This window comes from Streptomyces sp. NBC_01463, assembly GCA_036227345.1.
Taxonomy (GTDB): domain Bacteria; phylum Actinomycetota; class Actinomycetes; order Streptomycetales; family Streptomycetaceae; genus Streptomyces.
In genome coordinates this window covers 7,088,482-7,114,125 of the sequence record CP109468.1, presented here as the reverse complement: position 1 = coordinate 7,114,125, position 25,644 = coordinate 7,088,482, and the positions used below count along the sequence as shown (strand labels likewise).

Below are 25,644 nucleotides of genomic sequence, written 5' to 3'. Positions count from 1 at the left end.
TGCGACGCCGGAAGTGTCAGGTGGGATTCCGGTTCAGACCGGCTCGCGCGGGACCGTCGGCGGGCTTGGCCGGATCCGGTCCGGGTGCCGGGCGCGGGCTCCGGCCGGCTCCGCCGCGTGCGCCCAGGCCCGCCGCCGCGAGCAGCAGCACGCCCAGCATGACGAACGGCGCCGCGGTGCCCACGAATCCGGCGACGAGTCCGGCGGCCGCCGGGGCCGCGACCTGGCCGAGCCGGTTGCCGGTGAGGCGCAGGGCGAGGGCGGTGGAGCGCGCGGCGGCCGGGGCGGCCTGGACGACGGTGGTCATCGACAGGGGCTGGCCGACGCCGAGGCAGAAGCCGAGGACGGCGAGCATCAGGGCCAGGGCCCAGACGGGCACGGGCAGGGCGATGCCGGCGCAGAGGACGCCGGCCACCAGGCAGGTGGTGGCGAGGAGGGCGGCCCGGCCCAGCACCCGGAGCATCGGGGTCATCACCAGCCGGCAGGCGATGGTGGCGGCGGCGCGCAGGCTCAGCAGCAGGCCGACGGTGGCGGGCGCGATGCCGCGGTGTTCGCCGACGACGGGCAGATAGGCGGTCAGGATGTCGGTCGCGGAGAGCACGGCGAGGCTGATGAAGATTCCGGCGGGGACGCCGCGGGCGCGCAGGATCATGCCGACGGGCACCTTGGCGGCCGCGGGCTCGCGGCGGGGCGTGGGGACCGCACGGTGTTCGATGCGCCGGAGCGAGGCGAAGGAGACGGCGGCGACGGCCGCCGAGACGGTCAGGGCGAGGGCGCTGGTGCGGCCCATGGCGCCGTCGCGTTCGGAGATCAGACACCCGGCGGCGATCGGGCCGATGAGCTGGCCGAGGGAGGCGCCGATGGTGAAGTGGCCGAAGTTGCGGTCCTGTTCGGCGGGGGCGGACTGGCGGGCGACGATCGACTGGGCGCCGATCACGAAGCAGAGGTGGCCGAGCCCCATCACTCCGCTCCAGGCCGCCATCGCGGTCAGCGACTGCGCCCGGCCGCTGAGGGCGCAGCCGCCCGCGATCAGGACGACGCCCAGCGGCAGCAGCGGTGCGCAGCGGCCGTGGTCCGTCCGGCGGCCCAGGGGTACGGCGGCGAAGAGCGGGAGGAGCGCGTAGACCCCGGTGATCACACCGATGGCGCGCTCGTCCGCGCCGAGCGCGAGGGCCCGGTAGGAGACGGCGGGCCGCGCCATCGACACCGCGCCCTGCGCGAAGGCGAAGGCGATGACGAGGCGCAGCAGCCAGCTCCGGCCGGGCCCGGCGGTATCGGTCATGGCTCAGATGATCCCGAACAGGAGTCCGGCGCCGAGCACGACCAGGGAGGTGAGGGCGGCCCACTTGACGGTGAAGCGGGTGTGGTCGCCGAACTCGACCTTGGCCATGCCGACCAGGACGTAGACGGCCGGCACCAGCGGGGACGACATGTGCAGGGGCTGGCCGACCAGGGAGGCGCGGGCGATCTCCAGCGGCGAGACGCCGTGCGCGGCACCGGCCTCGGCGAGCACGGGCACGACGCCGAAGTAGAAGCCGTCGTTGGACATGAAGTAGGTGAGCGGGATGCTCAGCACGCCGGTGACGAGGGCCATGTGCGGTCCCATGCCGTCCGGGATGGCTCCGACCAGCCAGTCGGCCATGTGGTCGACCATGCCGGTGCCGGTGAGCACTCCGGTGAAGACGGCGGCGGCGAAGACCATGCCGGAGACGTTGAGGACGTTGTCGGCGTGGGCGGCGATCCTGGCCCGCTGGTCGGGCATGTGGGGGAAGTTGACCGTGAGGGCGAGGGCAGCGCCGAGGAGGAAGAGCACCGGGATCGGCATCAATTCCATGATCATCGCGGTGAGGAGGGCGATGGTGAGGGCGGCGTTGAACCAGTAGAGCCCGGGCCGCAGGGTGGCGCGGTGGGGGTCGAGCCCCTTGAATCCCTCGTCGGTACGCTCCGCGTCCTCCGTGCCCGCGCCCGTGTCGCCTGTGCCCGTGCCGCCCGCGCCCGCGCCGCCGGTGCTCCTGCCCGGCCGGTCACCGCCGCCGCCCGCGGCGACGAGGACCGTCCCGGATTCCGTGACGGGGGCGGCGCCGGTCACCAGGGCCCCGTCGAGGCTGAGAGTGCCGAGCCGCTTGCGCTCGCGCCGGCCGAGGACCACGGCGAGCAGGATCACCGCGAGCAGTCCGACGCCGAGCGCCGGGATCATGGGGACGAAGATGTCGCCCGCGTCCAGCTTCAGCGCGGTGGCGGCGCGGGCCGTGGGGCCGCCCCAGGGCAGGGTGTTCATGACGCCGTTCGCCGTGGCGGCGACCCCGGTCATCACGACCAGGCTCATCTTCAGGCGCTTGTAGAGCGGATACATCGCCGAGACGGTGATCATGAACGTGGTGGAGCCGTCGCCGTCCAGCGAGACGATCGCGGCGAGCACCGCCGTACCCACGACGATCCGCATCGGGTCGGCCTTGCAGAAGCGCAGGATGCCCCGGACGATCGGGTCGAAGAGCCCGACGTCGATCATCACGCCGAAGTAGACGATCGCGAACATCAGCATGGCCGCGGTCGGCGCCAGATTGCCGACGCCGTCGATGACGTAGTCGCCGAGGTGCGCCCCCTTCCCGACGGCCACACAGAAGAGTGCGGGGATCAGGACGAGCGCCGCGATCGGCGACATCTTCTTCATCATGATCAGGACCAGGAAGGTCGCGATCATGGCAAAGCCGAGGATTGTCAGCATGTGGATACCTATCGTTCACCCTTGAACTCCCACCGGAGCCGGCGGTTCGGATGACGTTAGGGCGCCCCACACGGCGTTAACAAGACGTTGACATGCGAGCAATACGAGCAAAACCCCAGGTCACCGCAGGGGTGCCACCGTGACCGGGATTCCGTTGAGCACGGCGGTCCCGGAGAGCGGGTCGAGGCGGCTGCCGTCGAGGAGCTGGTTGACGTTGACGCCGGGCTGCGCCGCGGCGACGGACATCCGGGTGCCGGGGCGGTCGTGCCCCCAGCCGTGCGGAAGGCTCACCACGCCGGTCCGTACGCCGTCGGTGACCTCGACCGGGACCGTCAGCGCGCCGCCGTCCGCGGTGACCGTTGCGGGGGCGCCGTCGGTCAGCCCCAGGCGCCGCGCGTCGTCGGGGTGGATCTGCAGGGTGCAGACGTTGGTGCCGCCGCGGAGCGCGGCGACGTTGTGCAGCCAGCTGTTGTTGGACCGCAGGTGGCGGCGGCCGATGAGGACGAGCGCGTCGGGGTCGGCGCGTCCGTCGAGGGCGCGGCGCAGCCGCGGCAGGTCGGCGGCGATCGGCGCGGGGAACAGTTCGACGCGTCCGCTGCGGGTGGTGAGGACCTCGGGGACGCGCGGGGCGAGGGGGCCGAGGTCGATGCCGTGCGGGTGGGCCAGCAGCCGTTCCAGGCTGAGGCCTTCGGGGTCGGTGCCGAAGCCTTCGCCGTACGGGCCCAGGCGCAGCATCAGGTCGAGGCGGCGCTCCGCCCCGGTGCGGCCCGTGAGCGAGGCGGAGACGTCGGCGGGGTTGCGGCCGTGCACGGGCGAGAGCGGGTCGGCGACCGCCTTGCCGAGGGCCCGGTCGATGACCATGGTGTCCACGGCGTCCGGCTCCGCGCCGTGCATCCCGGAGACGGCGAGGACGAGCCGGGCGAGGATCTCGGCCTCGTCCATCCGGTCGGCGTCCAGGGGCACGGCGGGACGGGTGTAGCGGACCTGGTTGCGCACGGCCAGGGTGTTGAACGCGAAGTCGAAGTGGGCGCTCTGCGAGGGCGGCGGCGGGGGCAGCACCACGTCCGCGTGGCGGGAGGTCTCGTTGAGGTAGGGGTCGACGCTCACCATGAAGTCGATCCCGTCGGCCAGTGCCGCGTCCAGCCGGTCGCCGTCGGGTGCGGAGAGCACGGGGTTGGCGGCCAGGACGATCAGTGCGCGGATCCGGCCGTCGCCCGGGGTCGCGATCTCCTCGGCCAGTGCGGAGATGGGCAGTTCGCCCTTGGCCTCGGGGTGTCCGGAGACCCGGCTCGCCCAGCGTCCGAGCGCGAAGCCCTTGCCGGGGGCGGCGGGCCGGGGGGCGCGGGCGGTCGCGGAGAGCGGGAAGAGGGCGCCGCCGGGGCGGTCGAGGTTCCCGGTGAGGGTGTTGAGGACGTCGACGAGCCAGCTGGCGAGGGTGCCGTGTTCGACGGTGCAGCTGCCGATCCGGCCGTACACGGCGGCGGTGGGGGCGGCCGCGAGTTCCCGGGCGAGCGTGCGGATGGTCTCGGCGTCCACGTCACAGGCCGCGGCGACGGCCTCCGGGGAGAAGTCCCGCACCGCCTCACCGACTTCGTCGATCCCCTGGACGTGGTCCGCCAGCGCGCCGGGGCCGGTGAGCTTCTCCTCGAACAGGACGTGTGTCATCGCGGCGAGCAGGAGGGCGTCGGTGCCGGGGCGGACGGCCACGTGCCGGTCGGCGAGGCGGGCGGTGCGGGTACGGCGCGGGTCGATGACGGTGAGGCTGCCGCCGCGGCGGCGCAGCGCCTTGAGCTTGCCGGGGAAGTCGGGGGCGGTGCAGAGGCTGCCGTTGGACTCGAGCGGGTTGGCACCGATGAGCAGCAGGTGGTCGGTGTGGTCGAGGTCCGGCACCGGGATGCTGTTCGGGTCGCCGAAGAGCAGTCCGCTGGAGACGTGCTTGGGCATCTGGTCCAGGGTGCTCGCGGTGAACAGGGCGCGGGTCCGCAGGGCCGCGAGCAGGGCGGACGGGTAGAGCGCGCCGGCCATGGTGTGCACGTTGGGGTTGCCGAGGACCACGCCGACGGCCTGCGGTCCGTGTTCCGCGACGAGGGCCGGCAGAGCTCCGGCGATCACGTCGAAGGCCTCGTCCCAACCGGCCTCGGTCAGGACGCCGTTCCTGCGGACGAGCGGGGTGCGCAGCCGGTCGGGGTCCTCGTCGAGTCCGCCGATGGACGCGCCCTTGGGGCAGATGAACCCCTTGCTGAACACGTCGTCCCGGTCCCCGCGGGCGCCGGTGACCCTGGTCCCCTCGATGGTGAGGCTGAGCCCGCAGGTGGCTTCGCAGAGGGGGCAGATGCGCAGGGCGGTACGGGAACTGCTGGGGTCGTGCGACATGGGCCCTCCCCGGGGCGGCGGCTGCGGTGGCGCGCGTACGTCGGCGAGCACGGCCGGCCATGTTCGGGCACGGCCGCACCGGAGCGAGCATACCGACCGGTACGCATGTGCGGGAGGCCCAGGAACGGTCAGGTTGTCCCGGGACGCCGCGCGTCTCAGTCCAGCACGCGGGCGAGGTAGGCCTGGAGCAGCACGCGGGTCTCCGCGACGATCGCCCGGTCGCCCGACGGGTCGGTGCGGAAGGCGAGTTGGAGGAGCGCGTCGGCCGCCTCCACGCAGACCAGGATGACCCGCAGCAGATCCTCGTCGGGTTCGCGGCCGAGATGGCCGGAGAGCAGTTCCGTGAGCCGCCCCGCGACCCGCTGGTTGGCGTCGTCGGCCGGGTCCTCGTCGGGTGCGGGGGCGCCGAAGTCGATGAGGGCGAAGCCCGGGACCGCGGTCTTCATCGCCAGGTACTCGTCGAGCACGGCGTCGATGGCGGGGCGCCAGTCGGCGGCCGGGATGCCGCTCAGCCGGTCGGTGATCCGTTCGGCGTAGCTGTCCAGGTTGCGGCGGGCGAGGGCGTCGGCGAGGGCGCGCTTGTTGGAGAAGAAGCGGTAGACGGAGCCGATGGGGACTCCGGCGCGCACGGCCACGGCCCGGGTCGAGAGCTGCTCGTAGCCGGTCTCGTCGAGGAGTTCGGCGCAGGCGTCGAGTATCCGGGCGAGGCGTTCGGCGCTGCGCTGCTGCACGGGGGCGCGACGGAGGTTCGTGTTCGCATGGGGCACGGGCTCCATGATGCCGTGGGCCTCCTCCGCCGGGCGTAAGCGTGGGCATGAGATCTCAGGCGATGAGCAGGGAGAGTCCGCCGATCGTGTACGCGATCATCAGGACGAGCAGCGGAAGCTGGCCGGCGACCGCGCGGCCGGGCGGGAAGAGCCGCACGGAGCGGTCGTGGGCGGCGACGACGCCGAGGACGTGGCCGAGGACGATCGCGAGGACCTGGAGGGCGGCGACCCCGCCCGGTCCCAGGGGCGGCTCGGGCGGGACGGGGTTGTCAGTGCCGAGTGCGACCATAACGGTGTGCGGTCCTTCGGTGACGAAGAGTGTGAAGTAGTGGGCGATCAGATAGCCGAGGGCGATCGGGACGAGGGAGTGCGCGAAGGCGGTGAGGGGGTGCGGCAGCCGGCCGGAGAGCAGCCGGGTGGCGCCGGCGCAGAGGGCGAAGAGACCGGCGACGAGGGCGACCGCCCCGAGGAGCCCGAGGGTGGCCGTGGTGGTGCGGCCCAGGGATGAGGTCTGGACGGTGCTGATCCAGGACGGCGCGTCGGAGAAGCCGTCGTACGCGGTGGAGCCGAGCATCACGCAGACGGTGGCGACGAGTCCGGGGAGCTGGGGGGTGGCGTCGAGTCCGTTGAACGGGGAGCGCAGGACGAGACGCCGGTCGGCGGGGCGGCGGCCGAGCGGGGAGAGCCGGGCGAGCAGGCCGGAGTAGACCTCGAAGGCGTCGGCGTGGTCGAACCAGCCTGCTCCGTGGCGGGCGGCGCCCGCGAGATGGACGACGGCGTAGAGGGCGAGGAACAGCAGCAGGGCGGTGGGCGACGCGGGGTCGGGGGCGACGAGTTCGAGCCAGGTGAAGGCGAGGAGTCCCGCCGCGGCGGGCCACAGCCCGAGGCGTGGGGGCAGGGGGCGGCCGGCGTCGGGGTCGCGCCCGAGCGCGCGGCAGCCGGCGAGATGAAGGGTGCGCAGCGGGTTGAACAGCTTCCAGACGGGCCCGCACAGCAGGGAAGCCGGTACGAGCCCGACCCAGAGGAGTACGTAGACGGCCCCGGGAGCCGGATTGCGGTCCGGGTCGGCCGGGCCGAGAAGGAGGTGGAGCACGACGAGGAGGCCCGCGGCCAGACCGAGCGCGCGGGCCGCGGTACGGGTGGCGCGGGCGTCGGCCGCGCGCTGGAGCGCGGCCGGCAGCGGGCGGCCCGCCCGGTCGCCGCGGAACCGGGAGGCGGACCAGAGCAGGCCGAGCGCGAGAAAGGAGACGAAGAGCGCCGCGAAGGCTCCGGCGAAGGCGTAGAAGGGCGAGAGGGGCAGGTCGTGCTGGGCCCCGATGCCGTGCGCGAGGACGCTCACGGCACCGGAGCCCACGGGGAGGCCGGGAGCGGCCGTCACCGTACGACGAGTTGGGTCAGGAGCAGGTCGGACTCGTGCGTCTCGACCTCGAAGAGCCCGGTGCGGTCGGCGGTGAAGGTGAGCGTGACGGTGCGCCCGGCGGGCAGCCGCGCCTCCTTGTCGTAGCCGTGGACGTGCAGGGTGTCGTCGCGGTCGCTGCGGACCTTCAGCCGCACGGTCCGCCCCTTCTTGACCTCGGTGCGTCCGGGGGCGGGGCTGACCCTGCCGTCGCGGACGCTGATCTCCACGGTGGTGCCGGGCGCGGGGGTGGTGGCGGGTGCCGAAGTGGCCGCGCCGAGCGTGACGGTGGCCTGGACCGGGGTGGAGCCGACCGCCCAGGCGGTGTGGTCGTCGGCGTAGAGGCGGGCGGTGAGCCGGGTGCCGCCCCCGGCGGTGCGCAGGAGCGATTCCGGGAGGTGGAACCAGGTGCCGTAGACGCGGGCGAGGGGGTGGCCGTCGAGGAAAAACCGGGCGTGGCCCCGCCCGAGGAGGGCCGCGCCGCCGACGCTGTCCGGGGTGAACCGGAAGTTGCGTACGGTCAGGTGGACGTTCCAGCCGTCCTCCGAGTCCGGCCGTACGGCGACGTCCACCTCCGGCGCGCCCTCGGCGTCGACCTGGCGCAGCCGGTGGCCGGAGCCGTCGGTCGCGGCGAGGCGGCGGCCGTTGCTGCCGGTGGCCTGCTCGTGGCTGGTGCCGGGTTTGTGGTGGGTGGTGGCCCGCCCGCCGCAGGCACCCGCGCCGAGCACGAGGGCGGCCGCGACGAGCAGGGCAGCGACGGACCTGCGCGCCCGGACCGACGCGGAGGCGTGGCGCGGGTGGCCGGCCGGGGGGCAGCTCGGGTTCCCGTTCAGGTGACAGGTCGGCTGCCCGTTCAGATGGGAGCCGGGGTGCCGGCTCACGTTCCGGTTCACGAAGGCTCCCCTTCCCGTGCGGGGGCCGGAACCGGCTCCCCGCCCGTCCCCGCCCGCTCACCGTCCGGCTCCGCCCGCTCCGCCCGCTCCCTGTGGCGGGCGGCGGCCACCACGGCCCACACCACCCAGACCAGGCCGAGCAGCCCGCGTACCCAGGCCGGGCTCAGCGGGATCCACGGGATCATGAACACGCCCTTGTCCAGGGCGTCGAGCAGCGTGAGACCCCCCAGCACCACCGTGGTCCAGCCCAGCCCCGGCCGCTCCCGCCGCAGCACCAGACCGATGCCCGTCCACCAGAGCCCGGTCAGCAGCAGCGCGAGCGCGGGCACATAGCCGGCGGCGAGCCCCGTGGTCGATCCGGCCACGTCCAGCCCGAGGCCGACGAGGCCGAGGACCGTGGCTGCCGTGCCGAGCCGGCTCGTACGCAGCCTGCGCCACCAAAGCACCCCGCCGACCAGCACCAGCACCGCCGCGATGCCGAGGGCCGCCTGCACCTCGATGCGCTCGATGCCGCGCGCCCCGTACCAGTCGCAGCCGGCCGGCAGCCGGCGCGCCTGCACGTTGTAGTCGGCGCAGACCAGCAGCTGGGCGAGTTTGACGGGTTCGCCCACCAGCCGGTCGGTGCCACCCGTGACGTCGCCGCGCCTGGACCCGCACGCGGGCAGCGAGCGCGGCGTGGACGCGCCCGTGTCCGACTGCCAGCAGTTGCCTTCGCCCTGGCCGTCCCACCAGACGTCGGTGCCGTTGGGGCGTGATCTGCCTTCCTTGTCGGTGCCCAGGTGGTTGTCCGCGTACCGGTTGTGGTGCGAGGTGTCGGTCTGCTTGCCGAGCGCGTCCTCGCCGCGGATGAACGCGGGGACGGCGCTCAGGAAGAAGGCGGCGCGCTTCTGTCCGTAGACCCAGTTGTTCTCGTAGAGGTTCCAGTTGCCGCCCGCGGTGATGATGCCGGTGCCCGGCGGCATGGAGATCTGCGGGCACACCACCCCGTCCTCGTAGCCGCGCTCGACGGGCGGCTTGGCGCAGGTGCCGTCGGCGACGTACGGGTAGTAGTCGGCGTTGTTGTCGTGGATCAGGTTGCGCTCGAAGCGGGCGTGGTTCTGCGGCAGTCCGGGGTGGCCGGGGAAGGCGCTGTCCATCGAGGCGCCGCCCATGTTGTGGTCGAACTCGTTGTCGTGGACGTAGACGGAGTCGCCCGCGGTGCCGGAGTAGCCGACCATGTTGTGGTGGCTGCGGCAGCCGGTGATCTCGATGGAGTAGCGCGGGACGTCGTAGCCGTGGGCGTCGTTGATGTCGGAGGCGCTGCCCGGGTAGATGCCGGAGTCGCCGTTGCCGTACGACTCGCAGTTCTTGTACAGGCCGTGGTCGCTGGCGAAGGTCAGGAAGCCGTACTCGTCGTTCCAGCGGGTCAGGACGTCGTCGATGACGAAGCCGTCCTGGGCCAGGACGTACAGCGAGTTGAAGGTGGTGCGCTGGGCGGTGAAGTTCTTGAAGTAGACGCCGTCGGAGCCGTCCGCGCGGATCGCGTTGAGCTTCTGGTACTTGGCGTCGATGACGACGTCCGTGCGCTCGGCGCCGGTGCCCTCGATCTGGAGGTCCTTCTTGCCGAGGATCGCCACCAGGTTCTGGTTGTGCGGGCACTTGGCCTGCTGCTCGTAGCTCAGGATCTGGTAGCCGAGCTGGGAGTTGGGGGCCTTCAGCCGGGCGCACTCCCCCTTCGGCGAGGGGAGCGAGGGCTCCTCCTCGTACAGGCCCGGCAGGATCGCGATGTTCTTCCCGGGCGTGGTGACGGCGTCGACGGCCTGCTGGAGATGGCGGTAGCCGGACTCCTGACATCGGTCGAAGAGCGTCAGGTTCCGGGTCCGCAGGGCGGCCGGGAAGCCGGATGTCCGGCGCTCGAAGTCGGCCCGGTCGCTCTTGCAGACCAGGAGGTCGGGCTCGCCGGCGCGGTGCACGGGGACGCTGCCGGTGCCGTCGGGCAGGGTGACCGGCCGCTCCTCGTGCGCCTGGGCGGCCGGGGCCGCGAGAAGGGCGGCGGCGAGCGCCGCCAGGACCACCAGAAGTCTTCGTGTCCACGACATGTGGCGGAGAGTAGAGCATTGTTCAACTTTTGGAACCCCCCTGTGCCGCACGAATGCCGTTGACTCCTTCCGGTCTGATTCCTACGGTTGTCCATAGGATTTCTTCGGCACCGGGAGCACACATGAGCGGCATCGAGCAGGCGAGGAAGACGGCGGAAGGGCTTGAGCATTCCGCCGGATTCGGTAATCAACACAGCTCGGAGGCGGTCGCGGGAGCGCTGCCGCACGGCCGCAACTCACCGCAGCGGGCGCCTCTGGGGCTCTACGCCGAGCAGCTGAGCGGTTCGGCCTTCACCGAGCCGCGCGCCCACAACCGCCGCTCGTGGCTATACCGGATCCGCCCCTCGGCAGCCCACCCGCCGTTCGTCCGCACCGGCAACGGCACCCTGCGCACCGCCCCGTTCACCGAGTCCGTCGCCGATCCCAACCGGCTGCGCTGGGACCCGCTCCCGGAGCCCGCGCCCGGCACCGACTTCCTGTCCGGCCTGTGGACACTCGGCGGCAACGGCGACGCCGCGCAGCGCAGCGGAATGGCCGTCCACCTCTACGCCGCCAACGCCGCCATGACCGACCGGGTGTTCAGCGACAGTGACGGCGAGCTCCTGATCGTCCCCGAGCACGGCGGTCTGCTGCTGCGCACCGAACTGGGCCTGCTGCGCGCCGAACCGGGCCATGTCGCCCTGATCCCGCGCGGTGTCCGCTTCCGGGTCGAGCTGCTCGACGCCACCGCCCGGGGATACGTCTGCGAGAACTACGGCCAGCCGTTCGTCCTCCCCGACCTCGGCCCGATCGGCGCCAACGGCCTGGCGAACGCCCGGGACTTCCTCGCCCCGGTCGCCGCCTACGAGGACGTGGAGCGCCCCGTCGAGGTGGTCAACAAGTACTGCGGCAACCTCTGGTCGGCGACGTACGACCACTCGCCGCTCGATGTGGTCGCCTGGCACGGCAACCACACTCCGTACGTCTACGACCTGCGCCGGTTCAATGTCATGGGCTCGGTCAGCTACGACCACCCGGACCCGTCGATCTTCACGGTGCTGACCTCGCCCACGGACACCCCCGGTCTGGCCGGGGTCGACTTCGTGGTGTTCGCACCGCGCTGGCTGGTGGGCGAGGACACCTTCCGGCCGCCGTACTTCCACCGCAACGTGATGAGCGAGTACATGGGCCTGATCGAGGGCGCGTACGACGCGAAGACGGCCGGCAAGGGGGGCTTCGTGCCCGGCGGCGGTTCCCTGCACAACATGATGTCGGCGCACGGTCCGGACCGGGAGACCTTCGAGCGGGCAAGCAGCGCGGAGCTGAAGCCGCAGAAGATCGACGACGGTCTGGCCTTCATGTTCGAGACCCGCTGGCCCGTCACCGCGACCGCGCAGGCCGCGACGGCCGGCCATCTGCAGCAGGGCTACGACGACGTGTGGCAGGGTCTGAGCCGCAGCTTCCGGCCGTAACGGGCCCCGTTCCGCAGCATCGACGAAATGCAGGTGACCCAGGTGCCGCAGCCCCCTCTGAAGCCCCCCGTGCCCCAGGGGGCCGCCTTCGCGCCCGACTCGCTGGTCCTCAACCGCAAGCTGCCGCTGTGGTACCAGGTCTCGCAGTCGCTGCGGGCCTCGATACTGGGCCGCACCCCGGACGCCACCCTGCGGCTGCCGACCGAGGAGCAGTTGGCCGCGCACTACGGCGTCAGCGTCCTCACCATGCGCCAGGCGCTCAAGGAACTGGAGGCCGAGGGGCTGATCAGCCGGCACCGGCGTCGCGGCACGTTCATCGAGCCGCGCGCCCGCCGGGTCTCGCCGGTCCGGCTGCTGGGTTCGGTCGACGCGATCGTGGCCCAGCAGTCGGGCGAGCGGACCACCGTGCTCGACCACGGCCCGTCGCCGGTGCCGGGCGAGGTCGCGGAGTACTTCCCCGACTGCCCGGAGGTGACCGGCTACCGGCGGCTGCGGTGCGACGAGGAGTCCGGCGAGCCGACCAACTGGGCGCAGAACTGGCTGCACCCCCAGGTCGCGGCCGGGCTCGACCCGGCCGACCTGGAGCGCTGGCCGATGACCAAGGTGCTGCGCGACCGCGTCGGAGTCCCCATCGCCCGGATCACCGACACGGTCGAGGCCCGGCTCGCCGACCCCGTCACCGCCGGCCTCCTCCAGGTCCCGCTGCTCAGCCCGATCCTGTACTACACGGGCGTGACCTACGACGAGAGCGGCCGGGTCGTCGATGTGGCGCAGATCCGCTACCGGGGCGACCGCTTCTCCTTCTCGGTCACGCTGGAGGCGCACTGACACCGGCCGGGGCCACGCCGTTACGATGCCGGGGAAGGCGGCGGACGTGGCGACGGGGAGGACGACACGGTGGCAGCTCCGGCAGCGGCCGGCCCCGGCGAGGGCCCGTGCGGCCCGCTCCTCGACGACCTCATGCCCTGGTCGGTACGGCCGCTCAGGACCGGGCGCCCCTGGGTGACCGCGCCGGACGCGGCGTCGCTCAGGGCCCGCTGGGAGCGGCTGGTCCGGGCCGCGGGCCCCGAGCGTGACCAGTTGTTCGGGCCGACCCGTGCGCGTACCCCGCAGACCCCGGTGGCGGCGCTGCCCGGTTTCGGCCCGTCCACGGGGACCGGCCGGTTCGCCCGGGAGCAGGGGCCGTGCCCGGAGCCGGTCCGCATCCTGCACGGGCCGTTCGACGAGCAGTGGCTGCTCCCCGACCACCGGCTGATCGACGTGGCCCGCCCCGAGCTGTGGCGGGTCGCCGACGGCCACCAGCTCTTCGTCCTCGAACACGGCCGGGTGCCGCAGGACACGGGCCCCGTCCTCTCCGTGACGGCACTGCTCCCCGACGGGCACTCCCCCGCGGGCCGGCCGGGCCGGATCCGTCCGCTGTACCGGCGCCCCGGTGGCACCGAACCCAATCTGGCCCCGGGGCTGCTCGCCCTGCTGCGGGCCCGCCACGGGGACGCGGTCACGGCCGAGTCCGTGCTGGCCTGGATCCTCGCGGCGGCCCGCCGCTCCCCGGCCGGCTGTGTGGTGCCGCTGCCCGCGGACACCGCGCGCTGGTCGGCGGGGGTGGAGCTGGGGCGGGAGCTGCTGCGGCTCCAGTTGCGCGGGGCCCGCGGCCGGCAGCGGCCCCGGCTGCCCGGCGGGCGCCGCCCGTATGTGCGGGCCGCCGTGCCGGCCGCCCCTTCGGAGCTGTCGTACGACGCCGAGGACGAGGTGCTGAGCCTCGGCTCGGGCCGCATCTCACCGGTGCCCGCCGGGGCGTGGGACTTCCGGGTGGGCGGCGTACGGATGCTGGAGCTCTGGTTCGAGCGCCGGGCGGCGGGGTCCGGGGCGGGCGGCCTGGAGGCCGTGCGCCCCCGCGTCTGGCCGCAGGAGTGGACGTCCGAGCTGCTGGAGCTGATCGCGCTGCTCGCCCTCCTCGCCGAACTGCAGCCGCGGCAGGACGAACTGGCGGACGGTCCGGAGATCGGCGTGCCCGAGCTGCGGGCGGCGGGTGTGCTGCCGGTGGCGGCACCGGCCCGGCGGCCCGCTTCCGTGCTCGACCACCAGGAGGAGGGCCCGGACGGCCAGTTCGCCCTGCTGTGACCCAGGTGGGCGGGACTTTCGGAACACGCCTACGGGCGGCCGAACCCGTCCAGCACCCGGGCGAGCGCGCGGTCGAACACGGCGTCCAGGTCGATCGGCCCCGGGTCCTCGGCGAAACCGGCCGCCATCCGCGGGTACTTCCCCGTCATGATCTGGCTGATCAGATACCGGGTGCGGACGTCCTGCTCCTGCTCCTGGGACCAGGGCAGCGAGCGGCTGCGCTCCGCCGTCGCGATCTCGTTGGCGGTGTAGGTGGTGACCACGCCGTTGACCATGGCGATGAGCTCCATCTTCTCGCCGAACCGCACGTCGACCCCGTCCAGACAGCTCAGCGCGTACTCCAGGTACCGCAGCACGTTCGGGCTGAAGCCGTACACCGGTGACATCAGCCGGGGGACCCAGGTGTGCCGGTGCATCATGGCCCGGGCCTGGTGGGCGAGGGCGAGAAGATCGGCGCGCCAGTCACCGGACGGGTCCGGGTAGTCGTATCCGGCGCTGACCGCGTCGAGCATCAGCTCGTACAGGTCCTCCTTGCGGGGCACGTAGTTGTAGAGCGACATGGTGCCGCAGCCGAGCTCGGCCGCCACCTTCCGCATCGACACCGCGTCGAGCCCCTCCGCGTCCGCGATGCGCACGGCGGCCGCCGCGATGTCCGCACGGCTGAACGCGGGCTTGGGGCCCCGGCCCGCACGCTCGGGGCGCGCCCAGATCACTTCCGGTACAGCGGGTCGCCCCACCATTGATCATCACCTCGACCACCATGGTAGTTACGTACACCGTACGTAGTGCGCTATCGTTGCGACATGACAACTACGTACGCTGTACTTAGTGAAGGTCTGGAGAAGCGCTACGGCGACGTCCACGCGCTGCGCGGTCTCGACCTGGCCGTCGCCGAAGGCACCGTCTGCGGAGTCCTGGGGCCCAACGGCGCCGGCAAGACCACCGCCGTCCGCGTCCTCACCACGTTGACCGCTCCCGACGCCGGCAGCGCCCGGATCGCCGGCCACGACCTGGTGCGCGAGGCCGCCGCCGTGCGGGCCGCGATCGGTGTCACGGGGCAGAGCACCTCCGTCGACGGCGAGCTCTCCGGCCGGCAGAACCTGCGGCTGTTCGCCAAGCTGCTCAAGTACCGGGGCGACGCGGCGCGCGGCCGGGCCGACGAGCTCCTCGAACGCTTCGAGCTGACCGGCGCGGCCGACCGGCCGGCCCGCACCTACTCGGGCGGGATGCGCCGCCGCCTGGATCTCGCCGCCAGCCTGCTGGCCCGCCCGCAGGTGCTCTTCCTGGACGAGCCGACCACCGGCCTCGACCCGCACAGCCGCAACCAGATCTGGGCGGCGGTACGGGAGCTGGCGGGCCGCGGCACCACCGTCCTGCTCACCACGCAGTATCTGGACGAGGCCGACCGGCTGGCCGACGACATCGTGCTCGTCGACAGCGGCCGGGCCGCCCACACCGGCAGTCCCGCCGAGCTGAAGGCCAGGATCGGCAGTTACGCCGAGGTCGTCGTCGCGCACGCCTCGGCGCTCGTACCGGCAGCCGCCGTACTGGACCGGCTGACGGGCACCGAGCCGGTGCTCGACCACGAGCGCCGCACGGTGGGCGCGGTCGCCACGGACCCCTCGCTCACCCTCCCCCGGATCGTCCGCGAACTGGACGCGGCGGGCGCGGCGGTGATCGACGCGAGCCTGCGCCCGCCCACGCTCGACGAGGTCTTCCTCCGCCTGACCGGCCGCACCACCCCGATCGAGGAGACGGCAGCATGAGCACCGACGCACTCGTCACAGAACCGCGGACCGCGCACCCCGCGCCGGGCACGAGCACTCCGGTCGCGGACGGCCTGGCCATGCTCGGCCGCCACCTGCAGCGGATCAAGGCGGCTCCGGGCGTCCTGATCCTGACCCAGACCATGCCGATCACGATGCTGCTGTTCTTCGGGTACGTCTTCGGCAGCGCCCTGGCCGTCCCCGGCCAGGAGTACCGCGCCTTCCTGGTGCCGGGACTGCTGGCGGCGACGGCGGCGAACGGCATCATGACCGGGATGTTCCAGTCCGCGCAGGACTGTCAGCGGGGCGTGATGGACCGGCTGCGGACACTGCCGATGAGCCGGTCCGCCGTGCCGTTCGGGCAGACCGCGGCCGATGCGCTGACCACGGCCGTCGGACTGGTCCCGCTGATCCTGGTCGGACTCGCCGTGGGCTGGCGGATCGAGGGCGGCGCGGACGCCGCGGTGGGCGCGTTCGGACTGCTGCTGCTGTTCCGGTTCGCGACGTCGTGGGTCGGCTGCTGGCTGGGGCTCCTGATCCGGAACGAGGAGGCCGCCGGGCAGCTGGGCGCGGCCACGTTCATCCTGCCGCTGCTCTCCAGCGCGTACATCCCGACCGACAACCTGCCGGGCTGGCTGCGCACACTCGCGGAGTGGAATCCGATCAGCGCCGTCGCCGCGGCCGCCCGCGACCTGTTCGGCAACGCCGCGCCGGCCGCCGACGCCGCCTGGCCGGTCGCCCATCCGGTGGCCGGGACGCTGCTCTGGTCGGCGGCGCTGCTCGCGGTCGCCGTACCCCTGTCCGTACGCCGCTACTCACGCGGCGACGCATAGCGCGGCCGGCACCGGCATCCGGCCGGGCGGTGCGGGCAGGGGCCTACGGACGCCTCAGCCGGTCAGTGCGACCGGCCGGTCCAGGGCGCCCAGCAGGGAGATGAAGCTCGACTCCAGGAACGCACCGAGCTCGACCAGGGCGTCGGGCTCCTCCAGCGGCCAGCTGGTGACCGCCTCCTCGGCGAAGGCCATCCAGGCCCGGGCGGCGACGAGCAGCCGCGGCGAATCCGGCATCCCGAGCCGCCGCTGCCCCTCCTCCACCCGCCGGGCCAGCGTGTTGCGCGTGGACTCGACGACGTCCTCCACGGCGGGATGACTGCCGCCGGCACCGCGGACCAGGACGAGATAGACCCTGCGGTGCTCCGTCACGTACGCCGCGAAACCGGCGATGAACGACCGCAGCCAGGGAACGGGCTCCAGCGAGGGGTCCGGTTCCGTGGCCGCGGCGAAGTCGTCGCACTCCTGCTGCACCACGGAGCGGTAGAAGTCGCGCTTGGAGTCGAAGTAGTGGAAGAGCAGCCCCCGGGATATCCCGGCGCGGCGCGCCACCTCGTCGGTGGAGAGCTCGTCCAGCGAGCGATCGGCGAGCATGTCCACGCCAATATCGACCAATTGCGCCCTTCGTTCGTCGGGGCTCAGGCGCGCGGCTCGCTTCTCGGGCATGCGGACAGTGTAGAAGTACTTCGGCACCGAATTACCTCGGCACCCACTCCACCAGAAAAAACGCAAGCGGACACGACCCCGGCACACACCGCACGCGGACATGGCGACGCGCCACTGCCGGCTCCGGGGATGACGGAAGAGCGGGCAGCAGCGCGATGCCGGGACCGGGGTCGTCGGTTCAGCGGCGGCTGCCGAAGAGCGAGCGTCGCAGTCGCCGCAGCGGCGCGAAGAGCGAGACCCGCGCGCTCTTGCTCCGGCGGGTGTGCGCGGCATCGCGCGAGGTGAGCTCCCGCATCAGCAGCGTCGCCTCAGCGGACTCGCGCTGCGGGACGGCGGGGCCGCCCAGCACTGCGAGATGACGGTCGAGGCGCGAACTCGTCGCACTGCTCCCGCATGTAATGGCAGGCACTCGCGCCCTGCTGCGCACCGTTATCTGTTCCATGTCACTCCCCACCCGTACGAGGGCACCCGGCCCGGGCAGGTTAACCCTATCGCCCCGCGGCGACACGCGTGTATCCCGGGCGCAGGATTGAGCACACACATACGGAGGTTGACGAACTGTCTGCGAATCCGCCCGATTCCAGGGCGAGTTGGACAGTTCGTCAACCTCCGGGCAGCTCAAGGGGTATGCGCGCCGGTCAGTCGAGGGCGTTGAGAACGGGCAGATAGCCACCGGACTGGCCGGAAGCGAAGGGGTGGTACGACTCGCCGATGTTCAGCCAGTTGAGACTGTGCAGCCAGGCGCTTCCGGAGCAGATCTCGTGCCCGGTGAACTTTCCGGCGACATCACCGAAGGTGAAGCCGTGGTCGGCGGCGCGCTTGGCGGTGGCGGCGTTGAGGTAGTCGGATGCGCCGTTGATGGCGGTGCGCACCTTGTCGCTCAGACCGACGACGCAGCTGCCGCCGATCTTGTAGAAGCGCGGGTAGCCGAGGACGACGACATGGGCGGACGGGGCCTTGGCCCTGATCGCGTCGTACACCGAGTCGAGCTTGCCGGGCAGCGTGGAGTCCACGTAACCGCGGGCGGTGGCGATCCGGCCGAGGCAGGTGGCCTCCGACTGGAGGACACAGGTCGTCATGACATCGGCGAATCCCGCGTCGTTGCCGCCGATGGAGATCGAGACGAGGTCGGTCGAGGAGGTGAGCGGTCCGAGCTGACTCGCCGTCACATCACCGGTACGGGCGCCCGAGCAGGCGGTGAAGGCGAACGAGGCGGGCGTGTTGGCGGCCGCCCAGAGCGAGGGGTAGGCGAGGGTGCTGCGCTTGCAGTCCCCGCTGGAGCCGATGTAACTGCCGGAGCCGACCCCCGAGGAGTAGGAGTCGCCCAGCGCGACGTAGTCGACGGCTTGGACGGACGATGCGGCGTTCGCGGTGGCCGCCCCGGTCAGGGCGATGACTGCGCCGAGCAGGAGCGAGGACGAGAACGCCACGAGTCTGGACATTTTCATGGAACCTCCCTGGGATCGACCGGCAGGATCTCTGCCATGTCCGTGGTAGCAGCAGCGAAGGCCATTCCGGAAGTGTCCATGCCAAGTCGATCGGATGAGCGTTTCCCGGCGGGCCGCTGAGCGCACGTCATATCGGCTCGGTGAAACCTGGGTGCGCGGGGTGCCCCCGTGCCGGATCATGGGCGGCATGTCCGCCAACCCCGAGTCCGCTCTGCCGATCCGGCTCACCGTCGACGACAGCGACTCCCCGTCCGATGTCGTCGACGCGCTGTTCCTCGGCCGCTTCGCGACGGGCGAGCAGCCGTACTCGCACAGCTCCTCCCTCGACCGGGTCCGCACCGGGGCCACCCTGCTGCCCCCGGCCGCGAAGATCCTGCGCGCCGCCCGCGACGACGACCGCAGCGCCACGCTCGCCGAGGGCGAGGGCTGGACCCTGCTCATCTCGCGGTGGAACCGCGGCGCCGACGTCACGGTCACCGCGACCACTCCCGAACTGGCCCTGAAGATCCTCGAAGCGGCCACGGACGGCGCCCAGGACGAACCGGAACCGCAGCCCGAGAACGTGACGATGGGCTTCTGGTACGTCTCACCGCGCCGCGGCCCGCACCGCACGACCCGGCAGATCGCGGCCGGCACCTGGGACGAGGTCCGGTCCAACTACACCGCTCCGGTGGCCGAGGCGATGGGCCGGCTGATGAAGGTCACCCCGGACGACATCGCGGGCCGGCTGCTCCTGCTGCACGGACCGCCCGGCACCGGCAAGACCTCCGCCCTGCGCACCCTGGCACGGTCCTGGCGGGACTGGTGCCAGGTCGACTGCGTGCTGGACCCCGAGCGGCTCTTCAACGACGTCGGCTATCTGATGGACATCGCGATCGGCGAGGACGACGGCAGCGCGAAGGGCCGCTGGCGGCTGCTGCTCCTGGAGGACTGCGACGAGCTGATCCGCGGCGAGGCCAAGCACACGGCGGGCCAGGCGCTGTCCCGGCTCCTGAACCTCACGGACGGGCTGCTGGGCCAGGGCCGCAACGTCCTGGTCGGGGTGACCACCAACGAGGATCTGGAGCGGCTGCACCCGGCGGTCGTCCGGCCCGGCCGCTGCCTCGCCCGGATCGAGGTGGGACCGCTGACCCGCGAGGAGTCCGTGGCCTGGCTCGGCACCGAGGAGGGCCTCGGCCGGGACGTGGCGCGCGAGGGAACGACCCTGGCCGAGCTGTACGCACTGCGCCGCGGCACGGGCCCCGCCTCGGTCCCCAAGCAGGACTCGGGCGCGGACGCGGGCCTGTACCTCTGAGGTCCGGGGGCGGGCCCGGTGGGTCTTCTACCTCCGGGACGCCGCGCGCGGGTTCCGGCGGGGCCTGTACCTCTGAGACCCGCGTCCGCGCCCGGCGGGTCTCTGCCTCCGGGACTCCGTGGGCGGGCCCGGCGGGATCCGCCCCGCCTCAGCCCGCGTAGACCGCCCGCACCGCGTCCTGCGCCAGCTCCAGTGCCCGCGCCCGGGACATGCCCAGCCGCCGGGCCTGTTCCGCGTACTCGCGGGCCGCGGACGCCGCGTTGCGTTCGGCCGCGTCGCCCGCTGCGGCGACGAACGTCCCGTTGCGCCCCCGTGTCTCGATCACGCCGTCCGCCTCCAGCGCCCGGTAGGCCTTGGCGACGGTGTTGGCGGCGAGGCCCAGCTCCTCGGCGAAGCCGCGTACGGTCGGGAGTCTGTAACCGACCGGCAGCGCGCCCGATCGGGCCAGTTCGGAGATCTGCGTGCGCAGCTGCTCGTACGGGGCGGTGCCGGAATCCGGGTCCACTGCGATCTTCAGGGTCACGGGCCGATTCTGCCCCACCGCCGGAAATTCGGGGGCGGACCGGCCGGACCTGCGGGTACGGTCCGGCCCATGACTGTCATCGTGCGCGATTTCCGGCCCGCCGACGCCGAGGACTGGGTCCGGGTGCGGCGCGCCGCCCTCCCGTTCATGGTCATGACGCCGGAGAGCGTGGTCTTCGAGCTGGAAGCCGCCCATCCCGACAAGCGCTACCGGATGCTGGTCGCGGAGGAGGACGGCGAGATCATCGGGACGGCCCAGGTGGGTCTGGCGCACGAGAGCCCCGAGCCGGGGCAGGCGTTCTGCAATCCGTACACCCACCCGGAGCGGACCGGACGGGGCGCGGGCTCGCTGCTGCTGCGCACCGCCGAGGAGTACCTGGACCTGGCCGGCGCGACCGCCGTCTACACCTGGGTGCTGGACACCCCCGGCGACCGGGCGTTCGCCGCGAAGCACGGCTACGCGCCGAGCCGGCCCGCGCACTTCTTCCGTCTCGACCTGGCGGGCGGCACACTGCCGCCCCGCCAGGAGCTCCCGGCCGGTGTCGAACTGCGTACCGCCGCCGACTTCGCCGACGACCCGCGCCCGCTCTTCGAGGCGGACGCCGAGACCACCGCGGACGAGCCCAGCGACACGCCGGCCCAGCTCTCGGACTACGAGGAGTGGCTGGGCGAGACCTGGCGCAATCCCTGCCTCGACCACCACCTCACCTCGGTCGTCGTGGCCGACGGTCAGGTGGCCGCGTTCAGCGCGGCGCAGACCGACGGTGCGAGCCGCTACTGGTCGGGGATGACCGGCACCCGCCGTGCCTACCGCGGCCGCGGCCTCGCGAAGCTCGCGAAGAACGACTCGCTGCACCGGGCGCGCGCCGCCGGGTACACCGACGCGTTCACCGGCAACGACGCCGACAACGGTCCGATGCTGGCGGTCAACCGCTGGTTCGGCTACGAACTCTGTGCCACGGAGGTGCGCCATGTCCGCAGGCTCGGCTGAGTCCGGACTGACGGTCGTCCTGGTCAAGGCCGGAAAGACCAAGATCAGCTACCCCGCCGCCCTGGTCGCCGACGACGGCAACCGGGTCACGGTCCTGGCACCCTGGGCCGCGCCCGGGGTCCGTGACTTCGGCTTCGTACGGTTCGAGCCGGGTGACGTCTTCACCGAGTACTACTGGCGTGACGCGTGGTTCGCGGTGAAGGAGGTCCGCACGGGTGCGGGTGAGCTCAAGGGCTGGTACTGCGATGTGACCCGTCCGGCCGTGCTGCGGGACGGTGAGCTGCTCGTCGAGGACCTGGATCTCGATCTGTGGGTGCCGGCGGACCGCTCCGGCGTACTGCGGCTGGACGAGGACGAGTTCGAGGAGAGCGGCCTGGCCGGGCGCGACCCGGAGGCGGCGAAGGCCGCGGTCGCGGCACTCGACGAGCTGGAGCGGCTGGCCCGCACGGAGGAGGGGTTCGCCGGACTGCTGGGCTGAGAAGCCCGGCCGGGGCCCGTCCGGCTTGATCAGGGCCGGCCGCGACCCCGGCCAAGGTCCGCCGGACGGGCCCCGAGCCCCTCAGCCCGCCACCAGTTCCACCTCGTACCCCGCCGCGTCCTCCAGATAGGCGGCGACGTGCCCGTCGCCGCCCGCATGCGGATGGCGGTCCGCGAACAGCAGCCGCCAGCCGTGGTCGGGGGCCCGGGCCACCAGGGCGTCGAGCGTGGCCCGGTCCTCGACGTGGAACGCCAGGTGGTTGAGGCCGGGGCGGCGTCGCTCGTGCGCCCCCGGTGCCAGATCGGGCGACTGCTCGACCACCACATAGCTGTCCCCCCGCCGCCAGCTGCGCCCGTGCGCCCACTGCTGGTACGGGAGATGGCCGAGCTCGCCGAGGAGCCAGCCCCAGCCGGCCGCGGCCGCCGTCAGATCGGGCACCCACAGCTCGATGTGGTGCAGCCGCCCGGTGCGGGCCCCGCCGGCCGGCAGGGACACGGCCCGGCGGACACCCCGGGGCGCGAACGCGACCGTGTCGCCGTCCTCGTGCCAGTGGATCAGGAACGGGTCCCCCGCCCGGTAGCCGTCGAGACCGGCGCGGCAGTAGGCGACCATGTCGTCCGGCAGGGCGTCCAGCGGATACCACGCCAGCTCGGAGCATTTGTCCGGTTCGCGGTTGTACGGCGGCCGGTCCGGGTCGTACGCCGCCTCGAAGAACCAGCCGGTGCGGGGGCTGCCGCCCGGCCCCCGGTGCTGCATGACCAGCGCCACCCGCAGTTCATCCGATTCGAGCGCGACGCCGATCTCCTCGGCCGTCTCGCGGATCATCGCCTCGCGGACGTCCTCGCCGTCCTCCACGTGCCCGGACGGGGCGTGCAGCAGCCCGTCCGCGTATCCCGTGCCGGCCCGGCGGGCGAGCAGGACGTCGGAGCCGCGGCGCAGGATCAGGTGCACGTCGACGACCTCGGTGTGCCGGCGCGGGGGTTCGGCCCGGGCCACCAGGGCGTAGCGCTCGTCGTCGACGTCCTTGCCCCACAGGTCCCGGTCGCCGGAGAGCCGCTCGTGGTGGACGCGCTCGGTGAACGGGGCGAGCAGCGCGGTGAGTTCGGCGGCGGATAGACCGACCCCGTTCCACACGCCCTCGACCAGGACCAGTCTGCCGCCGGGCCGCAGCAGGCCGAACCAGTGGCGCAGGGCGGCCGCCGGGTCGGGGAGCAGCCACACCACGTGCCGGGCGAGGATCACGTCGAACCGCTGCTTGCCGACGGGTGGCGCGGAGGCGTCCCCGGTCAGCACCTCGGTGCCCGTACCGGCCAGTTTGGCGCGCGCCTGCTCCACCATGCGCGGCGAGCGGTCCACCGCGGTGACCCGGTGGCCCTGTCCGGCGACGAGCAGCGACAGGCTGCCGGTGCCGCACCCCAGGTCGAGCACCTCGGAACGCCCGGAGGGCAGCCAGCTCTCCAGCCGCTGGGCCCAGGCGTGCCGGACCACGGGATCGAGCAGACCGTGGTCCGGCTCCTCGTCGAAGGAACCGGCGGCTGAATCCCAGTCGATCGTCGTCATGGACCGATCGTGCCAGCTGTCACTGACAGCGGCGGCCCTCTCCCCGGAAGCGCGCTCGGTCCTGGGCCGCGGGCCGCCGGTCTTAAGCGTCCGTGAGCGGCCCCTTAAGCCCGTCATAACGATCGCCACCAGGCCCTTCACGCGGGCTTTCCGGGGCCGGCCGGAGGCTAGCTTGCTGTTCCCGGGACGCCCCGCACACAGACCTGGACCGCTGAAGGAGTACCCCGCCATGCCCGCCATCACCCCCGCCCGCCGCAGGGCCGCCGCCGTCGTCGCCCTCGGTGCGACGCCGCTCGTCCTCACCGCTCTGGCCGCGGCTCCGGCCTCGGCGCACGGCTCGCTGACGGACCCGGTCAGCCGGGTCTCGGCCTGTTTCGCCGAGGGTCCCGAGCACCCGGAGTCCGCCGCGTGCGTGGCCGCGGTCGCGGCGGGCGGCACTCAGGCGCTGTACGACTGGAACGGTGTGAACATCGCCGACGCGGCGGGGAACCACCGGCAGCTGATCCCGGACGGCAAGCTGTGCAGTGCGGGCAACGACAAGTTCAAGGGGCTGGATCTGCCGCGCGCGGACTGGCCGGCCACCGATCTGAAGGCGGGGCCGCACACCTTCCGCTTCCGGGCCACCGCGCCGCACAGGGGTTCCTTCGCGCTCTACCTCACCACGGCCTCCTACGACCCGGCGAAGCCGCTGAAGTGGTCGGACCTGGAGGCGAAGCCGTTCGCCGAGGCCACCGACCCGCGGCTGGTGGACGGTTCGTACGTCTTCGACGGCACCGTTCCCGAGCGTTCGGGGCGTCAGCTGATCTACACGGTCTGGCAGCGCTCGGACTCCCCGGAGGCGTTCTACGCCTGCTCCGACGTGGTCTTCGGCGGTTCGGGCGGCGGCGCCGCGAGCGGCAGCGGATCGGTCGCCGCCGTCCCCGCACCGGCCGCGTCGGCGCCCTCCGAGCAGGAGATCACCGAGGGCGAGGGGAAGTCCTCGGTCGAGCACGGCGGCCATGGTGACGACGACGCCGGTACGGGCGCGGCCGTCACCGAGGCCACGGGTGCGACGGCCCCGGCCAACGCCCCGGAACCGGACAGCGCTTCGGACGACGTCCCCGTCGCGGGCCCGGACCGGCTCGCCGAGACGGGCGGCAGCGCCGCCACGCGTCATCTGGCCATGGGCGGCGCGGCCACGATCGCTCTGGGTGCGGTCGCGCTGCTGCTCTCGGTCCGCCGCCGGGCCGCCGCAGCGGCCCGGCGCGGACTCTGACGGACGGTCCGGCCAGGGGCAGCCCCTAGCCGATGGCCGAGGCGCAGGTGGTCGGGGTGGCGCGCGCCGGGTCCAGGGCGTTCGCCACCTCGTGGTAGGCGATCCGGTCGATGGTGCCGATCGCCACGTGCTCGGAAAGGTCGACCGGGCACAGGTCCTGGAGCAGGACGTTGCGCACGTCGGGCCCGTCCAGGAACTGGGTCCGGTACGGGGTCACGACCTCGTCGTACCTGGTCGCGATGACGGTGTAGTGCACGCCGGGCACGGTGTCGGGGACCGAGTTGAGCTTGGTCACGAAGGGCGATCCGGCGACCTGGTCGGCGAGTCCGGGGGTGCCGGCGTTGAGCAGGTCCCCGACGCCGGGGAAGTACGGCAGCAGCTTGGTCAGGCCGAGGAGCGTGGTGCCGTGGTTGTCGGGCGCGATCCCGACCAGGGCGTTCACCTTGGCCGCTCCGCCGAGGAACTTCAGGTAGTAGTTCGGCATCATGCCGCCCTGGGAGTGGCCGACCAGGTCGGCCTTGGGCGCCCCGGTGGAGGCGAGCACCTTGTCGACGAAGGCGGAGAGCTGTCCGGCCGACTTGTCGATCGGGCCGAGGCCGTTGAAGACCGGCACTCCGGGGAGCTGCCCGTAGTCGAGCGAGTAGACGCAGTAGCCCCGGTTGACCAGGTAGGGGGCGAGGACGAGCCAGTTGTCGACCGAGTTCCCGAAGGTCCCGTGGACCAGGACGACGGGCCGGGGGTGGGCGGCGGAGGGCTTGCAGGAGTAGTCGTTCCAGCCACGGGAGGTGGCCGTGGCGGCGGTGGGGGCGGCTGCAGCGGCAGTAGCCGTGGGGGTGGCGACTGCGGCGACGGCGAGGAGCAGTGCGGTGAGGGCTCTGCGCGCACGTGGGGTGCGCGGCGCACGGGTCCAGGGCAGCATCGTGTGGTCTCCTTGCGGCTCAAGGGAGTTGCGATGTCTGTGCACCCTGCGGCCCGGACCACAAGTTCTGATGACGTTCTGTGTACTCAGGCCAACTTACGCATGAGTAAG

Annotated in this window: 23 protein-coding genes; 9 read left to right on the top strand and 14 right to left on the bottom strand. The window is 72.7% G+C overall.

What is annotated here, in order from left to right; translation table 11 throughout:
- Positions 1 to 16 precede the first annotated feature (16 nt).
- The 7 genes from OG521_31395 to OG521_31365 form a co-directional block, all read right to left on the bottom strand.
- Positions 17 to 1,282 carry an MFS transporter gene (locus OG521_31395; protein WUW25023.1) on the bottom strand — a complete coding sequence of 422 codons (1,266 nt, stop codon included), beginning with the start codon at positions 1,280 to 1,282 and terminating at the stop codon, positions 17 to 19.
- Positions 1,283 to 1,285: 3 nt separating this feature from the next.
- On the bottom strand, positions 1,286 to 2,725 hold the full coding sequence (locus OG521_31390) for a citrate:proton symporter (GenBank protein WUW25022.1): 1,440 nt from the start codon (positions 2,723 to 2,725) through the stop codon (positions 1,286 to 1,288).
- 120 nt (positions 2,726 to 2,845) lie between these two features.
- A complete protein-coding gene (locus OG521_31385) occupies positions 2,846 to 5,098 on the bottom strand; it encodes a molybdopterin oxidoreductase family protein (GenBank protein WUW25021.1) in 2,253 nt (750 codons plus the stop codon).
- Between the two features lie 155 nt (positions 5,099 to 5,253).
- Entirely contained in the window at positions 5,254 to 5,874 is a 621-nt protein-coding gene (locus OG521_31380; protein WUW25020.1) for a TetR family transcriptional regulator, read from the bottom strand.
- Between the two features lie 46 nt (positions 5,875 to 5,920).
- Complete coding sequence (locus OG521_31375; protein ID WUW25019.1) at positions 5,921 to 7,204, bottom strand: hypothetical protein; 1,284 nt, start codon at positions 7,202 to 7,204, stop codon at positions 5,921 to 5,923.
- A 35-nt stretch (positions 7,205 to 7,239) separates the two neighbouring features.
- Positions 7,240 to 8,010: a cupredoxin domain-containing protein gene (locus tag OG521_31370; GenBank protein ID WUW26869.1), complete on the bottom strand. Its 771-nt coding sequence runs from the start codon at positions 8,008 to 8,010 to the stop codon at positions 7,240 to 7,242.
- Positions 8,011 to 8,150: 140 nt separating this feature from the next.
- Positions 8,151 to 10,232, bottom strand: coding sequence for a right-handed parallel beta-helix repeat-containing protein (locus OG521_31365; GenBank protein WUW25018.1), 2,082 nt, complete (start codon positions 10,230 to 10,232; stop codon positions 8,151 to 8,153).
- Between the two features lie 122 nt (positions 10,233 to 10,354).
- On the opposite strand from OG521_31365, the gene hmgA reads away from it, so the two are divergent.
- From hmgA to OG521_31350, 3 genes are all read left to right on the top strand, one after another.
- The gene (gene hmgA / locus OG521_31360) at positions 10,355 to 11,683 is read left to right on the top strand and encodes a homogentisate 1,2-dioxygenase (GenBank protein WUW25017.1); all 1,329 of its coding nucleotides are present in this window, start codon (positions 10,355 to 10,357) and stop codon (positions 11,681 to 11,683) included.
- A 27-nt stretch (positions 11,684 to 11,710) separates the two neighbouring features.
- Positions 11,711 to 12,511 (top strand): GntR family transcriptional regulator, encoded by an 801-nt coding sequence (locus OG521_31355; protein ID WUW25016.1) that lies wholly within the window; start codon positions 11,711 to 11,713, stop codon positions 12,509 to 12,511.
- Positions 12,512 to 12,580: 69 nt separating this feature from the next.
- Positions 12,581 to 13,804 carry a DNA methyltransferase gene (locus OG521_31350; GenBank protein WUW25015.1) on the top strand — a complete coding sequence of 408 codons (1,224 nt, stop codon included), beginning with the start codon at positions 12,581 to 12,583 and terminating at the stop codon, positions 13,802 to 13,804.
- A gap of 29 nt (positions 13,805 to 13,833) precedes the next feature.
- Here OG521_31350 and OG521_31345 read toward each other — a convergent pair whose 3' ends face one another.
- The gene (locus OG521_31345; protein ID WUW25014.1) at positions 13,834 to 14,544 is read right to left on the bottom strand and encodes a TetR/AcrR family transcriptional regulator; all 711 of its coding nucleotides are present in this window, start codon (positions 14,542 to 14,544) and stop codon (positions 13,834 to 13,836) included.
- Positions 14,545 to 14,607: 63 nt separating this feature from the next.
- Here OG521_31345 and OG521_31340 point away from each other — a divergent pair, with 63 nt between their 5' ends.
- Both OG521_31340 and OG521_31335 read left to right on the top strand, forming a co-directional pair.
- Positions 14,608 to 15,570, top strand: a complete 963-nt coding sequence (locus tag OG521_31340) for an ATP-binding cassette domain-containing protein (protein ID WUW25013.1) — start codon at positions 14,608 to 14,610, stop codon at positions 15,568 to 15,570.
- Positions 15,571 to 15,650: 80 nt separating this feature from the next.
- Positions 15,651 to 16,403: an ABC transporter permease gene (locus OG521_31335; protein WUW26868.1), complete on the top strand. Its 753-nt coding sequence runs from the start codon at positions 15,651 to 15,653 to the stop codon at positions 16,401 to 16,403.
- A 54-nt stretch (positions 16,404 to 16,457) separates the two neighbouring features.
- On the opposite strand, the gene OG521_31330 is transcribed toward OG521_31335, so the two are convergent.
- From OG521_31330 to OG521_31320, 3 genes are all read right to left on the bottom strand, one after another.
- Positions 16,458 to 17,066: a TetR/AcrR family transcriptional regulator gene (locus OG521_31330; protein WUW25012.1), complete on the bottom strand. Its 609-nt coding sequence runs from the start codon at positions 17,064 to 17,066 to the stop codon at positions 16,458 to 16,460.
- A 178-nt stretch (positions 17,067 to 17,244) separates the two neighbouring features.
- A complete protein-coding gene (locus tag OG521_31325) occupies positions 17,245 to 17,508 on the bottom strand; it encodes a hypothetical protein (GenBank protein ID WUW25011.1) in 264 nt (87 codons plus the stop codon).
- Between the two features lie 196 nt (positions 17,509 to 17,704).
- Complete coding sequence (locus OG521_31320) at positions 17,705 to 18,514, bottom strand: SGNH/GDSL hydrolase family protein (GenBank protein WUW25010.1); 810 nt, start codon at positions 18,512 to 18,514, stop codon at positions 17,705 to 17,707.
- A 187-nt stretch (positions 18,515 to 18,701) separates the two neighbouring features.
- On the opposite strand from OG521_31320, the gene OG521_31315 reads away from it, so the two are divergent.
- On the top strand, positions 18,702 to 19,808 hold the full coding sequence (locus OG521_31315; GenBank protein WUW25009.1) for a DUF5925 domain-containing protein: 1,107 nt from the start codon (positions 18,702 to 18,704) through the stop codon (positions 19,806 to 19,808).
- 148 nt (positions 19,809 to 19,956) lie between these two features.
- On the opposite strand, the gene OG521_31310 is transcribed toward OG521_31315, so the two are convergent.
- Complete coding sequence (locus OG521_31310; protein WUW25008.1) at positions 19,957 to 20,331, bottom strand: GntR family transcriptional regulator; 375 nt, start codon at positions 20,329 to 20,331, stop codon at positions 19,957 to 19,959.
- A 69-nt stretch (positions 20,332 to 20,400) separates the two neighbouring features.
- Between OG521_31310 and OG521_31305 the strand changes: the two genes are divergently transcribed.
- Positions 20,401 to 21,321 (top strand): GNAT family N-acetyltransferase, encoded by a 921-nt coding sequence (locus tag OG521_31305; protein ID WUW25007.1) that lies wholly within the window; start codon positions 20,401 to 20,403, stop codon positions 21,319 to 21,321.
- Complete coding sequence (locus OG521_31300; GenBank protein WUW25006.1) at positions 21,302 to 21,799, top strand: DUF402 domain-containing protein; 498 nt, start codon at positions 21,302 to 21,304, stop codon at positions 21,797 to 21,799. Before OG521_31305 ends, OG521_31300 begins: the two co-directional genes overlap by 20 nt.
- Before the next feature lie 81 nt (positions 21,800 to 21,880).
- Here OG521_31300 and OG521_31295 read toward each other — a convergent pair whose 3' ends face one another.
- Entirely contained in the window at positions 21,881 to 23,359 is a 1,479-nt protein-coding gene (locus OG521_31295; protein WUW25005.1) for a trifunctional class I SAM-dependent methyltransferase/NUDIX hydrolase/VOC family protein, read from the bottom strand.
- Positions 23,360 to 23,588: 229 nt separating this feature from the next.
- Here OG521_31295 and OG521_31290 point away from each other — a divergent pair, with 229 nt between their 5' ends.
- Positions 23,589 to 24,614 carry a lytic polysaccharide monooxygenase gene (locus OG521_31290; protein WUW25004.1) on the top strand — a complete coding sequence of 342 codons (1,026 nt, stop codon included), beginning with the start codon at positions 23,589 to 23,591 and terminating at the stop codon, positions 24,612 to 24,614.
- A 25-nt stretch (positions 24,615 to 24,639) separates the two neighbouring features.
- On the opposite strand, the gene OG521_31285 is transcribed toward OG521_31290, so the two are convergent.
- Positions 24,640 to 25,533, bottom strand: coding sequence for a lipase family protein (locus OG521_31285; protein WUW25003.1), 894 nt, complete (start codon positions 25,531 to 25,533; stop codon positions 24,640 to 24,642).
- Between the last annotated feature and the right edge of the window lie 111 nt (positions 25,534 to 25,644).

Coding starts and splice junctions, on each gene's coding strand:
- OG521_31395 (WUW25023.1), bottom strand. CDS start 1,282: ATGACCGATACCGCCGGGCCCGGCCGGAGCTGGCTGCTGCGCCTCGTC.
- OG521_31390 (WUW25022.1), bottom strand. CDS start 2,725: ATGCTGACAATCCTCGGCTTTGCCATGATCGCGACCTTCCTGGTCCTG.
- OG521_31385 (WUW25021.1), bottom strand. CDS start 5,098: ATGTCGCACGACCCCAGCAGTTCCCGTACCGCCCTGCGCATCTGCCCC.
- OG521_31380 (WUW25020.1), bottom strand. CDS start 5,874: ATGGAGCCCGTGCCCCATGCGAACACGAACCTCCGTCGCGCCCCCGTG.
- OG521_31365 (WUW25018.1), bottom strand. CDS start 10,232: ATGTCGTGGACACGAAGACTTCTGGTGGTCCTGGCGGCGCTCGCCGCC.
- hmgA (WUW25017.1), top strand. CDS start 10,355: ATGAGCGGCATCGAGCAGGCGAGGAAGACGGCGGAAGGGCTTGAGCAT.
- OG521_31355 (WUW25016.1), top strand. CDS start 11,711: ATGCAGGTGACCCAGGTGCCGCAGCCCCCTCTGAAGCCCCCCGTGCCC.
- OG521_31345 (WUW25014.1), bottom strand. CDS start 14,544: ATGGTGGGGCGACCCGCTGTACCGGAAGTGATCTGGGCGCGCCCCGAG.
- OG521_31340 (WUW25013.1), top strand. CDS start 14,608: ATGACAACTACGTACGCTGTACTTAGTGAAGGTCTGGAGAAGCGCTAC.
- OG521_31335 (WUW26868.1), top strand. CDS start 15,651: ATGCTCGGCCGCCACCTGCAGCGGATCAAGGCGGCTCCGGGCGTCCTG.
- OG521_31330 (WUW25012.1), bottom strand. CDS start 17,066: ATGCCCGAGAAGCGAGCCGCGCGCCTGAGCCCCGACGAACGAAGGGCG.
- OG521_31325 (WUW25011.1), bottom strand. CDS start 17,508: ATGGAACAGATAACGGTGCGCAGCAGGGCGCGAGTGCCTGCCATTACA.
- OG521_31320 (WUW25010.1), bottom strand. CDS start 18,514: ATGAAAATGTCCAGACTCGTGGCGTTCTCGTCCTCGCTCCTGCTCGGC.
- OG521_31315 (WUW25009.1), top strand. CDS start 18,702: ATGTCCGCCAACCCCGAGTCCGCTCTGCCGATCCGGCTCACCGTCGAC.
- OG521_31305 (WUW25007.1), top strand. CDS start 20,401: ATGACTGTCATCGTGCGCGATTTCCGGCCCGCCGACGCCGAGGACTGG.
- OG521_31300 (WUW25006.1), top strand. CDS start 21,302: ATGTCCGCAGGCTCGGCTGAGTCCGGACTGACGGTCGTCCTGGTCAAG.
- OG521_31295 (WUW25005.1), bottom strand. CDS start 23,359: ATGACGACGATCGACTGGGATTCAGCCGCCGGTTCCTTCGACGAGGAG.
- OG521_31290 (WUW25004.1), top strand. CDS start 23,589: ATGCCCGCCATCACCCCCGCCCGCCGCAGGGCCGCCGCCGTCGTCGCC.
- OG521_31285 (WUW25003.1), bottom strand. CDS start 25,533: ATGCTGCCCTGGACCCGTGCGCCGCGCACCCCACGTGCGCGCAGAGCC.